The sequence below is a fragment of the Streptomyces sp. NPDC102490 genome, assembly GCF_044765285.1.
Classification (GTDB): Bacteria; Actinomycetota; Actinomycetes; order Streptomycetales; family Streptomycetaceae; genus Streptomyces.
The window spans coordinates 127,883-140,709 of sequence record NZ_JBIWJU010000016.1; the positions used below are offsets into that span (position 1 = coordinate 127,883).

Consider the following 12,827-nt stretch of genomic DNA (forward strand, 5'->3'; position numbering starts at 1 on the left):
CCCTCAGTCCCATTCCAGGCCGCCGCGCCGCCATACGTACGCGTACGCGACGAAGACGGTGAGCACGAAGAGCAGCATCTCCACGAGCCCGAAAATCCCCAGGGCGTCGAAGGTGACGGCCCAGGGGTAGAGGAAGACGATCTCGATATCGAAGATGATGAAGAGCATCGCCGTCAGGTAGTACTTGATGGGGAAGCGCCCGCCGCCGGCCGGCGTGGGGGTCGGCTCGATGCCGCACTCGTAGGCCTCGAGCTTCGCCCGGTTGTACCGCTTCGGACCGATCAGCGTGGCCATCACCACGGAGAAGATCGCAAAGCCTGCCCCGAGGGCTCCCAGTACGAGGATGGGCGCATACGCGTTCACCGCTCCTCGCTCCTCTCAGTCGGCACTGACTGCATGGGGGTCCCCCCTGGTCGAGCGGAGCCGAGACCTGGGGGAGGTTGCACTGGACTCACAGCTGCCCCAACAGCCCCACGAGCCACGCCCGTCCCGACGAAGATCGCGAACATGTGAAGCAGGTCACAAGCCCAACTGCCTCGCATCCTATGCCCGACGCTCTGTGATCTGCGACACGGGGTATTGCACAAGCTTTGTGATCTCCACCACCTGACGAACGATCATGAAGTCGGATGAGCGGTGATCTTCACACAAGAAGCGTTCACCTGATCACCAGAGGTGACAATTTCGCTCGTCGTCGCTGGCCAGGGGCCCCGAGCGCGGTGCGTCTCCATATCAAGAGGGTTCTCTTGCATGCAAATTGGCGCTGGACGCATGCCCTTGATAGAGGAGGCGTTCACACATGAGGGGGAGGAACGGGGGCCGATGTGGACACGTGCACGCGTTCACGAACACGGGCGAGCCCATCCGGGCCGTCTCGCACGCGACGGACGCGCGCACCGGGGTAACCGTTCCGTGACCTGCGCCACATTCATGAGAGGCGTCTGAGAACCGGGCTTGGCCAAGTGTCCCAACCAGTGGTAAGCGCGGGGCAATTCGGGCGTAACGATCAAAGACCGTGATCACAGGCCGATTACGGCCCGTCCGCAATGTCCGTTACGGCGTCAATAAAGAGCGACACGCCCGGGCTTCGGAGGCCTGATTGAACAACTGTGGCGCAGCACACGTTTCTTGAAGGTATGGAGGAGCTACTGATACCGCTTGTCCCTATGTCCCACACCGCTCACATACGCAGCCACCGGAAGCCCCGCCGCAGCGCGTCGACGATCGCGATGCGGGCCGGAGTTGCCGGTGGCGTCCTCAGCACCCTGGCAGTGGCCGGTGCGTCGGGGTCGGCCAACGCGGCCGAACCGGTGACCCAGACCCTCGAACTGCCCACCCTGACGGCCGACCTGGCCGCTCAGGTCGCCCAGTCCGCGGACGTCACGCAGCAGGCGGCCGCGAGCTACCAGTTGCAGGCCGAGCGTGACGCGGCGGCCGCCAAGGCCGCCAAGGAGGCCAAGGCCGACCTCGCCGAGGCCAAGAAGAAGGCCGCGGAAGCCAAGAAGAAGGCCGAGGAGGCCGAGCGCAAGGAGGCCGCCGAGCGCGCCTCGCGCGCCGCCGCGCGCACCACCCTGAGCGCCTCCGCCTCCTCGGACACCGGCTCCTCCACCGGCACCGGCAGCAGCACGAGCACCAGCACGTCCACGGCGACCGGTTCGGCCGCCGCCGTCGTCTCCTTCGTGCAGGCCCAGGTCGGCAAGGCGTACGTCTCCGGCGCCACCGGCCCGTCCGCCTACGACTGCTCCGGTCTCGTGCAGGCCGCCTTCAAGCAGGTCGGCATCAGCCTGCCCCGCGTCTCCCAGGCGCAGTCGACGGCCGGCACCCAGGTCGGCCTGGACAGCCTCCAGCCGGGCGACATCCTCTACTGGGGCGGCGCGGGCAGCGCGTACCACGTGGGCGTCTACGTCGGCGGCGGCATGTTCGTCGGCGCGCAGAACTCCTCCACCGGCGTCGTCGAGAAGCCGCTGTCGTACGACCCGCCGAGCGGCGCGGTGCGCGTCCTGTAAGCCGCACCCACCCGTACACACGCGAAGGGCCGCAGCCGCTCGGGGGCTGCGGCCCTTCGCGGGCTCCTGGCATGCTCGGGCACGGGCCGGTGCTCCACCGGCCCGTCCACGAGCCGAAGGAGAGAACGTCATGCCGAGTGTGTTCGTCCAGGGGCGGCCCACCGCCTCCTATCCCCCGTTCGCGCCCGAGGCCCGGCGCGGATCGGTGCGACGCGTCACCGAGGTCGGCGAGGAGGTGCTGCACCGGCCGTGCCGTGACGTCACGGAGTTCGGGCCCGATCTCGCCGCGCTCATCGACGACATGTTCCGCACGATGTATGTCGCGGAGGGGGCCGGACTGGCGGCCAATCAGGTCGGGGTCGACCTGCGCCTGTTCGTCTACGACTGCCCGGACGACGACGGTGTCCGACATGTCGGTCACCTCGTGAATCCGGTGTTGGAGCCCCTCGATCCGGCCGCGCGGCGGCTGCTCGACGAGGGCGAGGGGTGCCTGTCGGTGCCGGGCGCCGTCATGGCCGTACCGCGACCCGACCGGGCGGTCGTGCGCGGCCTGGACAAGGACGGCGCGCCGCTCCTCATCGAGGGCACGGGCTACTTCGCGCGCTGCCTGGCCCACGAGACCGACCACGTGAACGGGCAGGTCTACCTGGACCGGCTCTCCGGCCGGGAACGGAAGGCGGCGCTGCGGCAGTCGGCGGACCGGCGCGAGGAGGTCCTCGCGCGCCGGGCCGCCAACGCCGCGGCCTTCGCCGCCTGAGCAGGCGCCTCCGGATCAGGCACCTCCGGATCAGGCTCTTCTGATCAGGCGCTTCTGATCAGGCGCTTCTGATCAGGCCTTCGGCGCGACCTTGCTCAGTCCGTTGATGATGCGGTCCATCGCGTCGCCGCCCGTCGGGTCCGTCAGGTTGGCGAGCATCTTCAGGGTGAACTTCATCAGGATCGGGTGGGTGAGGCCGCGCTGGGTCGCGATCTGCATAACCTTCGGGTTGCCGATGAGCTTCACGAAGGCGCGGCCCAGGTTGTAGTAGCCGCCGTAGGTGTCCTTGAGGACGCGCGGGTAGCGCTGGAGGGCGATCTCGCGCTGGGCGGGCGTGGCCCGCGCGTGGGCCTGGACGACGACGTCGGCGGCGATCTGGCCGGACTCCATGGCGTAGGCGATGCCCTCGCCGTTGAAGGGGTTCACCAGGCCGCCGGCGTCGCCGACGAGGAGCAGGCCCTTGGTGTAGTGGGGCTGGCGGTTGAAGGCCATGGGCAGGGCGGCGCCGCGGATCGGGCCGGTCATGTTGTCCGGGGTGTAGCCCCAGTCCTCGGGCATGGACGCGCACCAGGCCTTGAGGATCTCGCGCCAGTCCAGCTCCTTGAAGGCGGCGGAGGTGTTCAGGACGCCCAGGCCGACGTTGGAGGTGCCGTCGCCCATGCCGAAGACCCAGCCGTAGCCCGGCAGCAGGCGGTCCTGCGCACCGCGCCGGTCCCACAGTTCCAGCCAGGACTCCAGGTAGTCGTCGTCGTGGCGGGGCGAGGTGAAGTAGGTGCGGACCGCGACGCCCATGGGACGGTCCTCGCGGCGGTGCAGGCCCATCGCCAGGGACAGCCGCGTGGAGTTGCCGTCGGCGGCCACGACCAGCGGCGCGTGGAAGGTGACCTCGCGCTTGTCCTCGCCCAGCTTGGCGTGCACGCCGGTGATGCGGCCGGTGCGGTCGTCGATGATCGGGGCGCCGACGTTGCAGCGCTCGTACAGGCGCGCGCCGGCCTTCTGGGCCTGCCGGGCGAGCTGCTCGTCGAAGTCGTCGCGCTTGCGGACGAGTCCGTAGTCGGGGAAGGAGGCCAGATCCGGCCAGTCCAGCTGGAGGCGGGAGCCGCCGCCGATGATGCGCAGGCCCTTGTTGCGCAGCCAGCCGGCTTCCTCGGAGATGTCGATGCCCATGGCGACGAGCTGCTTGACCGCGCGCGGGGTGAGGCCGTCGCCGCAGACCTTCTCCCTGGGGAACGCGGTCTTCTCGAGCAGCAGGACGTCGAGTCCCGACTTGGCCAGGTGGTACGCGGTGGTGGAGCCGGCCGGCCCCGCGCCCACGACGATCACGTCGGCGGTGTTCTCGGAGAGCGGCTCAGTCTCGACGGTCACGGCGGGATCTCCCCAAGTTCGAAATCTGCGTGCCGACCGGCACTGGTCATGGGCAGTCTATTCAGCGTCACCGATCACCCGGCTGAAGGGCTGCCCCGTGAAGCGACCTCTCCCCGTTGTACGGTTGCGCGTCCCCACCGACGAGGACGCCGTCGCCTGGCACCGGATCTTCGACGACCCGGACGTCATGGAGTTCCACGGCGGGCGGCCCGCGGAGCTGTCCGTCTACGAGGAGCTGACCGCCCGCCAGCGCCGGCACGACGCCGAGCACGGCTTCTGCCTGTGGACCATGGTGGACGAGTCGGGCCGGGTCATCGGGTTCACCGGCGCCCAGCCGTGGCCGGGGGACTGGGGCCCCAAGGGCGAGATCGAGATCGGCTGGCGGCTCGGGCGGGCGCACTGGGGCAAGGGGTACGTCACGGCGGCCGCCCGGCAGGCGCTGGAGCGGGTGCGCGCCGCGGGTGTGGCGGAGGTGGTCGCGATGGTCAACGCGCGCAACGCCCGGTCCATCGCGGTCACGGAACGGCTGGGCATGCGGCTCGCCGAGGTGTTCACGATCCCGTCCTCCGAGCAGCGGGGGCACTGCTACCGCCTTCCCCTGACCCAGCCCTCCCTCTGACCCCACCAGGCCATGACGGAGGGTAATCGACTGTCACAGTAAGCCACTTGTCGCTTCCGGGCGGTGCACGGCGGGGCTACTCTGCCGGGTACCGCTGGGGGTGACGTCCGTGCGCCTGGTACCCGAGAAACCCGAGAACCGTGACGTCCGCGTGCCGCGCCTGGTCGGTCTGCTGGCCGTGGACGCGCACGAGGCCGCCCGCGCGCGGGGCCTGTTCCTGACCGCGCCGGACCGGCCCGATCTCCGGGCCGCCGTCGCCGACCACGTCGTACGCCAGTACCCGCCGGCCGACGCACCGGTGGCGCGGGAGTCGGCGGTGTACGTGTGGTTCGACTTCGGGGAGGGCGAGGGCGGCGGCGGCATCCGCGAGCCGCGCGTGCCGCGGCCGCCGCCGGGCGGGCTCCGCCGCGAGCTGACGGAGCCGGGGAATCCGGGTGAACCGGGGAAACCGGCCGAACCGGGGAAACGGCCGTCCTGCTGCGCCGCGCTCAGCTCGCCTTGAACCCGCGGTGCAGCGTCACCACACCGCCCGTCAGGTTGCGCCACGCCACCTTGGACCAGCCCGCCTTGCCCAGCCGCTCGGCGAGCGCCGGCTGGTCGGGCCAGGCCCGGATGGACTCGGCGAGGTAGACGTACGCGTCGGGGTTGGACGACACCGCGCGGGCGACCGGCGGCAGGGCGCGCATCAGGTACTCGGTGTAGACGGTGCGGAACGGCGCCCAGGTCGGGTGCGAGAACTCGCAGATGACGACCCGGCCGCCGGGCCGCGTCACCCGGTACATCTCGCGCAGCGCGGCGTCCGTGTCCTGCACGTTGCGCAGCCCGAAGGAGATGGTGACGGCGTCGAAGACGTCGTCCTTGAACGGCAGCCGCGTCGCGTCGCCCGCGGTGAACGGCAGCCAGGAGTGCCGCTCCTTGCCGACCTGGAGCATGCCCTGGGAGAAGTCGCAGGGGACGACGTAGGCGCCGGTGCGGGCGAAGGGCAGGGAGGAGGTCGCCGTGCCGGCCGCCAGATCCAGGACCTTCTGCGCCGGACGGGCGTCGACGGCTCTGGCGACCGCCTTGCGCCACGCCCGGTCCTGGCCGAGCGAGAGCACGGCGTTCGTCAGGTCGTACCGTTCCGCGACGTGGTCGAACATCGAGGCGACTTCATGCGGCTGCTTGTTCAGGGAAGCGCGGGTCACGGGCCCATTGTTGCAGCACCTCCCCCAGGGCCGCCGACGGGCTCACGGCAGCAGACGCGGCCTCCTCCGCGCGGCGACGTCCTCCACCCACCCGAACAACAGCACGAACACCGCGATCAGGACCCAGCCCACCGCCAGCAGGAACCACTGGCTGCCCAGCGGCAGGTGCGCCGCGAAGGCGGGCACGTCCCAGAACCGGTCGATCAGCGGCACGGCCAGGATCAGGGCCAGCTCGTGCCAGAGGTAGACCGTCACCGCGCGGGCGTTGAACACGCTCACCAGCCGGTCCAGCCACCGCAGCCGGGCCAGTCCCGAGAAGTCGGTCCCGAGCCGCGCCTTGGCGTACATCAGCAGCGTCACGAACCCGGCCGACCAGAGGGCCTGCGCGAGCGGGATGTCGTCGAGGTCGTAGGTGCCGTACTCGGCCCGGTGCGCGAAGGCGTACCAGGCGCCGCAGGCGAGGGCGGCGAGCGACGGGGTGACGACGGCGACCGGCCTGAGGCGGGCCAGCACTCCGTCGCGGTGGGCGAAGCCGAGGACCCAGCAGAAGCCGTAGGTCGCCAGGTCGAGCAGTCCGGTGCCGAAGCGGTTGTCCGGCGGCTGCCAGAGGAACTGGAACGCCACGATCGGCGCGAGGGACAGCAGCAGCACCGGCACGGGCGCGAGCCGGAAGACCCGCAGCAGCGGCGGGGAGAGCAGGACGAACCACAGATACGTCCTGAGGTACCAGAGGATCTCCCATGCCTGCTCGCCCCACGCGCTGCCCGGCGGGTCGCCGAGCGGCACGACCCAGTAGACGATCTGCCACCCCGGCATCCAGCCGCGTGCCAGCATCGCGCCCACCACGAACAGGCCCCAGCACCAGAATGGCGGCAGCAGGCGGCGCAGCCGGCTCCGGAGCACCGCCGCGGCGGGCCGCTGGAGCGAGCGGGCCATCAGGGTGCCGGCCAGGCCGAACATGACCCCCATGGAGGGGAAGACCAGCCCGGCCCAGGGCCAGCCGAAGGCGTGGTACGCGACGACCCGGACCAGGGCGAGGGCGCGCAGGGTGTCGAAGTAGCGGTCCCGGCCCCGGTCCCGTGCCGGCGCATCCCCCGCCGCGCGGGCGGCGCGCACGGCGCCCTTGCGGTGCGCGCCCATCAGCCACCGGTCCCCGTGGGCGTGCCGACCTCGCCGGTCCGTTTCAGCTTCTGCCAGCGCAGCCGCCCGCCGGTCAGCGCGGTGACGCAGGAGTGGATGAGGACGAGGTACATCATCTGCCGGTACGCCAACTGCTGGAGCGGCATCATCAGCAGGTACCGGTACTTCTCCCCGTCGAGCCGGAAGGCGTACGCCGCGCACACCAACTGCACGGCCAGCACCGCGAGCCATGCGAGGAGCGCCGCGCGGAAGTCGACGAAGACCATCGAGTAGAGGGTGAACACGTCGATGAGCGGCGCGAAGACCGGCGTGACCACCTGGAAGAGCACCACCAGCGGCATTCCGACCCGCCCGAAGCGGCCCGAGGGTCCCTTGTCGGTCAGGGAGCGGCGGTGCTTCCACAGCGCCTGCATCGTGCCGTAGGACCAGCGGTAGCGCTGCGACCAGAGCTGGCCGAGCGATCCCGGCGCCTCGGTCCAGGCGCGGGCGTGCTCCTCGTAGACCACCCGCCATCCCGCGCGGTGCAGGGCGATGGTGATGTCGGTGTCCTCGGCGAGGGTGTCGTCGCTCATGCCGCCGACCTGGAGGACCGCCTCGCGCCGGAACGCGCCGATCGCGCCGGGGATGGTCGGCATGCAGCGCAGCAGGTCGTACATGCGCCGGTCGAGGTTGAAGCCCATCACGTACTCGATGTGCTGCCAGGCGCCGATGAGGGTGCGACGGTTGCCGACCTTGGCGTTGCCCGCGACCGCGCCGACGGAGGGGTCGGCGAAGGGCCGCACCAGGTGCCGTACGGTGTCGGGCTCGAAGACGGTGTCGCCGTCCATCATCACGACGATGTCGTACCGGGCGTGCCGGACGCCGTTGTTGAGGGCGGCGGGCTTGCCCGCGTTGGCCTGCCGGACGACGCGGACGCCGGGCAGCCCCAGGGACTCGGCGATCTCCGCCGTGCCGTCCGTCGACCCGTCGTCCACGACGACGATCTCGATCGGGTGCGTACTGCGCGCCAGGGATCTCAGCGTCGCCTCGATGCACTCCTTCTCGTTGTACGCCGGGACGATCACGCTGACCGGCCGGGTGACGGGCGGACCCCAGCTGAAGCGGCGTCTGCTGCGCTGCCGGTGGTGACGGCGGGCGAGGAGCAGCATCATCGCGAACCGGCCCATGACGGTCACGCCCACGATCACCAGCCCGGCCGACAGCGCCGGGACCGTCCACTCGGCGACCGCGACGGCCGCGATCAGCGCCTTGCCCTCGTAGAGGGTGGCGCCGGTGGCCTGGTGATGGGCGGCCTGGAGGCCGCCGCCTCCGGGCTGCCGCGGCTGCTGCTCGGCCAGGGCACCGCTGACGGTGGTGAAGGTGTAGCCCTTCGCCTTCATCTTCTCGATGTACTTCGGCAGCGCCTCGATCGTCTGCGACCGCTCGCCCCCGGCGTCGTGGAAGAGGACGGACGCGCCCTCGCCGTCCTCCGGCGTCGCCCACTCAACGATCTTCGAGACGCCGGGCCGCTTCCAGTCGTCGCTGTCGGTGTCGACGAAGACGCTGGTGTAGCCGTCCGCGCCGAGGCTCTCGTAGACGGGCCAGCTGTAGTTGTCGATGGCATCGGTCTGGGAGGAGTACGGCGCCCGGAACAGCGTGGTGGTGATGCCGGCCGCGCCCGCCAGGGCGAGCTGGGTCTGCTCGATCTCGCGGGTGACGCGGGCCTGGCTCTGGTAGGAGAGGTCGACGTGGGTGAAGGTGTGGACGCCCACCTCGTTGCCCTGCTCGACCATGTCCCGCACGATGCCCGGGTGGCGCGAGACCATCGAGCCGACCAGGAAGAACGTGCCGGGCACGTCGTACTTCTCCAGGATCTCCAGCACCTGCGGCGTCCAGGTGGGGTCGGGGCCGTCGTCGAAGGTCAGCACGATCGTCTTGTCCGGGACGGAGACGGTGGTGGCCCGTCCGCCGGGGAAGGACAGGATCGGTCCGCCGTCCAGTACGTCGTCGGGGACGTCGTCGGCCGGGGCGCCGGTGCGGACGCGCTGGTCGCCGCCGACCTCCGCGCGCAGATAGCCGTCGAGGAGCATCACGCAGGTCAGCGCGAGCAGGAGCAGCAGGGCGAGGAGGACCCGGGGGCGTTGCAGCGCGGCGGCCCGGCCCGCGGCCCGTTCCATGCGGGAGGGGGCGCGGCGGCGGCCCCGGGCGGGCGGGGTGGGGGGTGTGCGGGGCGTGGTCATGAGGGTGGGGGCGTCCGGTCAGTCGGTGCGGGCGGTGGTGGAAGTAGTGGGAGCGGTGCTGGGGACCGCGCTGGGCGAGACGGTGGGCGGCGCGATGCTCGGCGGGGCACCCGTGGGGGCGACCCCGCCTTGCGGACGCGTGTCACCGCCGGGCCCGGCGCCGCCCTCGGGTCCGCCACCGCCACCGCCCCCGCCGAAGGGCAGCAGCGAGGACGGGTTGACCGAGATGCCGACGCCCATGAAGGCCAGCCCCAGGACGGCCGTGTAGCCGACGCACACGGCCCCCACCAGCAGCCCCAGCCGGCGCAGCAGCCGGGCCCGGCGTCCGGTGCTGTCGACGAACACGGGCCCCTCGGCGGATCCGTCGTCGCGTTTGCGGCGGCGACCGCGCGGGGCGGCACGGGAGGCGAGGGCAGGCTCGGGTTGCATGCCCCGGACGTTAGGCAGCCTTGCCTGGCGCGACCTGGCAGTTCCTTGAGAGGTCCCGGTGAAACTCGCCCCGTCCTGTCCGTTTCCTGGGAGATGGGTCCCGACCGCGCCCTTTCCTCAGCGAAGACCCAGGAACGCGTGCCACCTTCACTGGTCCGACGACAACGGACGAGAACGGGAGCGTGCGCTCATGAGGGTTCACCGGAACGCGGCAGCCGGGTGCGCCCTGTTGTTCGCCCTGGCCGCCGCGGGCTGCGCCGGACCGGACGGCACCACCGACGCGGCCCCCGCCGCACCGTCCGCACCGTCCGCGTCCGCCACGCCGACCACCGCCTACGCCCCCTACGTCAGTGCCACCACCGCCTCCGCCACCGACACGGCGGGCTCCCCCACGGCGTACAACCTGGCGTTCGTCATCTCGTCCGGCGACGACTGCGTCCCCCGCTGGAACGGCGTCCAGGACATCAACGACGCCTCCGTCGCCGCCCGCGTCGAGAAGCTGAAGGAGTCCGGGGCCGGTGCCCGCGTCTCCTTCGGCGGCGCGTCCGGCACGGAGCTGGCGGCGGCCTGCGACAGCGCCTCGGCCCTGGCGGCGGCGTACGGCGCGGCCCTGGACGCCGCCGGGTCCACGCGGGCGGACTTCGACGTCGAGGGCGACGAACTGACCGACGCCGACTCCGTCGCCCTGCGCTCGGAGGCGATCGCGCTGCTCCAGGAGCAACGCGGCGGCCTGGAGGTGTCCTTCACCCTCCCGGTGATGCCCTCGGGCCTGGACACCGACGGCCTGGCGCTGCTGGCGTCGGCCAACGACCACGGCGTACGGGTCTCCGCGGTCAACCTCATGACCATGAACTACGGCGAGTCGTACACCGGTGACATGGGCGACTACGCCCTCGCCTCGGCGAAGGCCGCGCACACCCAGCTGAGGAAGGTCTTCGGCACCTCCGACGCGGACGCCTGGCGGGGCATGGCGCTCACCTCGATGCTCGGCGCCAACGACGTCGCCGGTGAGACGTTCACGCTCGCCGACGCGGCCGAGGTGCGCGCCTTCGCCGAGGAGCAGGGCATCGCCTGGGTGTCGCTGTGGGCGGCCTTCCGCGACCAGCGGTGCGGGGCGGACGCGTCGGCCGCCGACGCGCTCACCACGTGCAGCGGCGTCGAGCAGGAGGACGGGGCGTTCGGCACGGCGTTCGGCGCGTAGGTGTCGGTCCGACGAGCCCCGCGGGGCCGCGCGGTCAGCGCCCCCGGTACACCAGGCGGCCGCCCACGACGGTGGCCACGCACGTGGACGCGCCCTGGCGCACGAGCGCGGCCCGGTCGGGTACGTCGAACACCGCGAACCGGGCGGGCCGGCCGGGTGCGAGTGCGGGAAGCAGCACCAGCGGCACCGGCGAGAGGGACGCGGGCCCGGGCAGGGTGGCCGGACGCGCCGCCACGGCGAGTCCCGCCCCGCGCACCGCGTCCAGGGCCGCGCGGCTCCGCAGCTCCCCGGCGACGGCGACCGTGCCGTGGGCCAGCATGCGTTGGACCCCTCGGCGCGCGCTGGCGCCGCGCGCGGACGCGTCCGCGCCGAGGAGGGCGAGCGCGCGCTCCCCGAAGAGCGGCTCGGTGCCCAGCCGGTCCGCTTCGCGCGGGTCGGGGTGGTAGGCCCGCTCCAGCAGTTCCGGGCCGTACCGGTTGAGCAGTCCAGGGGTCAGGATGCCGGGCCACCGGCGCACCCGCGCCCGCGGGTGGCCGGCGGCCAGCGCCTCGTACGGGCCGACGGCGGCGAGAAGCGCGCCGTCGACCACGACGGCCGTCTCGGGCGAGGCCTCGGCGACGTGAATCGTCAGCACGGCGGCGTCAGTTGGAGGCGAGCAGCTTCAGCTCGGGGTGCGCCGTACCGCCCTCGATCGCCGTGGACGAGATGTGGGAGACGACGCGCTCGTCGACCGGGTCGTTCGCCGGGTCGTCGTGCACGACCAGGTGCTCGTACGTCGTGGCCCGCTGCGCCGGGACGCGTCCCGCCTTGCGGATCAGGTCGATGATCTCCAGCCGGTTGGACCGGTGCTTCGCGCCGGCGGAGGAGACGACGTTCTCCTCCAGCATGATCGAGCCGAGGTCGTCCGCGCCGTAGTGCAGGGAGAGCTGGCCGACCTCCTTGCCGGTGGTCAGCCAGGAGCCCTGGATGTGGGCGACGTTGTCCATGAACAGCCGGGCGATGGCGATCATCCGCAGGTACTCGAAGAGCGTGGCCTGGGTGCGGCCCTTCAGGTGGTTGTTCTCGGGCTGGTAGGTGTACGGGATGAAGGCGCGGAAGCCGCCGGTGCGGTCCTGCACGTCCCGGATCATGCGCAGGTGCTCGATGCGCTCGGCGTTGGTCTCGCCGGTGCCCATCAGCATGGTGGACGTCGACTCGACGCCCAGCCCGTGCGCGATCTCCATGATCTCCAGCCAGCGCTCGCCGGACTCCTTCAGCGGCGCGATGGCCTTGCGCGGCCGCTCGGGCAGCAGCTCCGCACCGGCACCGGCGAAGGAGTCGAGCCCGGCGGCGTGGATGCGGGTGATGGCCTCCTCGACCGAGACACCCGAGATCCGCGCCATGTGCTCGACCTCGCTCGCCCCCAGGCTGTGGATGACGAGCTGGGGGAACTCCTTCTTGATGGCGGCGAAGTGCTTCTCGTAGTACTCGACGCCGTAGTCCGGGTGGTGGCCGCCCTGGAACATGATCTGGGTGCCGCCCAGCTCGACCGTCTCCGCGCAGCGGCGCAGGATGTCGTCGAGGTCGCGGGTCCAGCCCTTCTTGGTGTCCTTGGGGGCCGCGTAGAAGGCGCAGAACTTGCACGCCGTGACGCACACGTTCGTGTAGTTGATGTTGCGCTCGATGATGTACGTGGCGATGTGCTCCGTACCGGCGTACCGGCGCCTGCGTACGGCGTCGGCGGCGGCGCCCAGCGCGTGCAGCGGGGCGTCGCGGTAGAGGACGAGCGCCTCCTCCGGAGTGATCCGCCCACCGGCGGCGGCGCGGTCGAGGATGGGCTGAAGGTCGGCCTTCTCGGTCACCGGCGTCCCTTTCGCAAGGTTCGTAAGGGTTGTGGACGGACCTGCCCAGCGTACGCCAGGCGTTTT

The 12,827-nt window shown here is 71.5% G+C and carries 13 protein-coding genes; 5 read left to right on the forward strand and 8 right to left on the reverse strand.

Translation table 11 applies throughout. The features are described 5' to 3' along the window. Positions 1 to 3: 3 nt before the first annotated feature. Entirely contained in the window at positions 4 to 363 is a 360-nt protein-coding gene (locus ACIRGB_RS32385) for an NADH-quinone oxidoreductase subunit A (RefSeq protein ID WP_003974383.1), read from the reverse strand. Between the two features lie 803 nt (positions 364 to 1,166). On the opposite strand from ACIRGB_RS32385, the gene ACIRGB_RS32390 reads away from it, so the two are divergent. Continuing rightward, positions 1,167 to 2,006 (forward strand): C40 family peptidase, encoded by an 840-nt coding sequence (locus tag ACIRGB_RS32390; RefSeq protein ID WP_403872448.1) that lies wholly within the window; start codon positions 1,167 to 1,169, stop codon positions 2,004 to 2,006. A gap of 130 nt (positions 2,007 to 2,136) precedes the next feature. Next, on the forward strand, positions 2,137 to 2,763 hold the full coding sequence (def, locus tag ACIRGB_RS32395; protein WP_403872450.1) for a peptide deformylase: 627 nt from the start codon (positions 2,137 to 2,139) through the stop codon (positions 2,761 to 2,763). A 72-nt stretch (positions 2,764 to 2,835) separates the two neighbouring features. On the opposite strand, the gene ACIRGB_RS32400 is transcribed toward def, so the two are convergent. Beyond that, the gene (locus ACIRGB_RS32400) at positions 2,836 to 4,128 is read right to left on the reverse strand and encodes a geranylgeranyl reductase family protein (protein WP_123625696.1); all 1,293 of its coding nucleotides are present in this window, start codon (positions 4,126 to 4,128) and stop codon (positions 2,836 to 2,838) included. Between the two features lie 97 nt (positions 4,129 to 4,225). On the opposite strand from ACIRGB_RS32400, the gene ACIRGB_RS32405 reads away from it, so the two are divergent. Both ACIRGB_RS32405 and ACIRGB_RS32410 read left to right on the forward strand, forming a co-directional pair. Next, complete coding sequence (locus tag ACIRGB_RS32405; RefSeq protein WP_403872451.1) at positions 4,226 to 4,747, forward strand: GNAT family N-acetyltransferase; 522 nt, start codon at positions 4,226 to 4,228, stop codon at positions 4,745 to 4,747. A 109-nt stretch (positions 4,748 to 4,856) separates the two neighbouring features. After that, positions 4,857 to 5,249, forward strand: coding sequence for a PASTA domain protein (locus ACIRGB_RS32410; protein WP_403872453.1), 393 nt, complete (start codon positions 4,857 to 4,859; stop codon positions 5,247 to 5,249). Here ACIRGB_RS32410 and ACIRGB_RS32415 read toward each other — a convergent pair. Genes ACIRGB_RS32415 through ACIRGB_RS32430 form a run of 4 tightly spaced genes read right to left on the reverse strand, consistent with a single transcriptional unit; the run spans position 5,236 to position 9,719 of the window. Continuing rightward, entirely contained in the window at positions 5,236 to 5,931 is a 696-nt protein-coding gene (locus tag ACIRGB_RS32415) for a demethylmenaquinone methyltransferase (protein WP_030145363.1), read from the reverse strand. The genes ACIRGB_RS32410 and ACIRGB_RS32415 overlap by 14 nt on opposite strands. A 42-nt stretch (positions 5,932 to 5,973) precedes the next feature. Further along, positions 5,974 to 7,071 (reverse strand): acyltransferase, encoded by a 1,098-nt coding sequence (locus ACIRGB_RS32420; RefSeq protein WP_403872455.1) that lies wholly within the window; start codon positions 7,069 to 7,071, stop codon positions 5,974 to 5,976. Then, positions 7,071 to 9,290, reverse strand: a complete 2,220-nt coding sequence (locus ACIRGB_RS32425; RefSeq protein WP_403872457.1) for a bifunctional polysaccharide deacetylase/glycosyltransferase family 2 protein — start codon at positions 9,288 to 9,290, stop codon at positions 7,071 to 7,073. The genes ACIRGB_RS32420 and ACIRGB_RS32425 overlap by 1 nt, the downstream gene beginning before the upstream one ends. Before the next feature lie 18 nt (positions 9,291 to 9,308). After that, on the reverse strand, positions 9,309 to 9,719 hold the full coding sequence (locus tag ACIRGB_RS32430) for a hypothetical protein (protein ID WP_403872458.1): 411 nt from the start codon (positions 9,717 to 9,719) through the stop codon (positions 9,309 to 9,311). Between the two features lie 190 nt (positions 9,720 to 9,909). On the opposite strand from ACIRGB_RS32430, the gene ACIRGB_RS32435 reads away from it, so the two are divergent. Then, complete coding sequence (locus ACIRGB_RS32435) at positions 9,910 to 10,920, forward strand: hydrolase (RefSeq protein WP_403872460.1); 1,011 nt, start codon at positions 9,910 to 9,912, stop codon at positions 10,918 to 10,920. A 34-nt stretch (positions 10,921 to 10,954) separates the two neighbouring features. Here the strand turns inward: ACIRGB_RS32435 and ACIRGB_RS32440 are convergent, their stop codons facing one another. Beyond that, positions 10,955 to 11,554, reverse strand: a complete 600-nt coding sequence (locus ACIRGB_RS32440) for a hypothetical protein (protein ID WP_403872462.1) — start codon at positions 11,552 to 11,554, stop codon at positions 10,955 to 10,957. 7 nt (positions 11,555 to 11,561) lie between these two features. Continuing rightward, on the reverse strand, positions 11,562 to 12,761 hold the full coding sequence (gene mqnC, locus ACIRGB_RS32445; RefSeq protein ID WP_403872464.1) for a cyclic dehypoxanthinyl futalosine synthase: 1,200 nt from the start codon (positions 12,759 to 12,761) through the stop codon (positions 11,562 to 11,564). Between the last annotated feature and the right edge of the window lie 66 nt (positions 12,762 to 12,827).

What these genes read in the sequence shown, in the direction of transcription:
- ACIRGB_RS32390 (WP_403872448.1), top strand. Translation starts at nt 1,167, where the DNA reads ATGTCCCACACCGCTCACATACGCAGCCACCGGAAGCCCCGCCGCAGC.
- def (WP_403872450.1), top strand. Translation starts at nt 2,137, where the DNA reads ATGCCGAGTGTGTTCGTCCAGGGGCGGCCCACCGCCTCCTATCCCCCG.
- ACIRGB_RS32420 (WP_403872455.1), bottom strand. Translation starts at nt 7,071, where the DNA reads ATGGGCGCGCACCGCAAGGGCGCCGTGCGCGCCGCCCGCGCGGCGGGG.
- ACIRGB_RS32425 (WP_403872457.1), bottom strand. Translation starts at nt 9,290, where the DNA reads ATGACCACGCCCCGCACACCCCCCACCCCGCCCGCCCGGGGCCGCCGC.
- ACIRGB_RS32430 (WP_403872458.1), bottom strand. Translation starts at nt 9,719, where the DNA reads ATGCAACCCGAGCCTGCCCTCGCCTCCCGTGCCGCCCCGCGCGGTCGC.
- ACIRGB_RS32435 (WP_403872460.1), top strand. Translation starts at nt 9,910, where the DNA reads ATGAGGGTTCACCGGAACGCGGCAGCCGGGTGCGCCCTGTTGTTCGCC.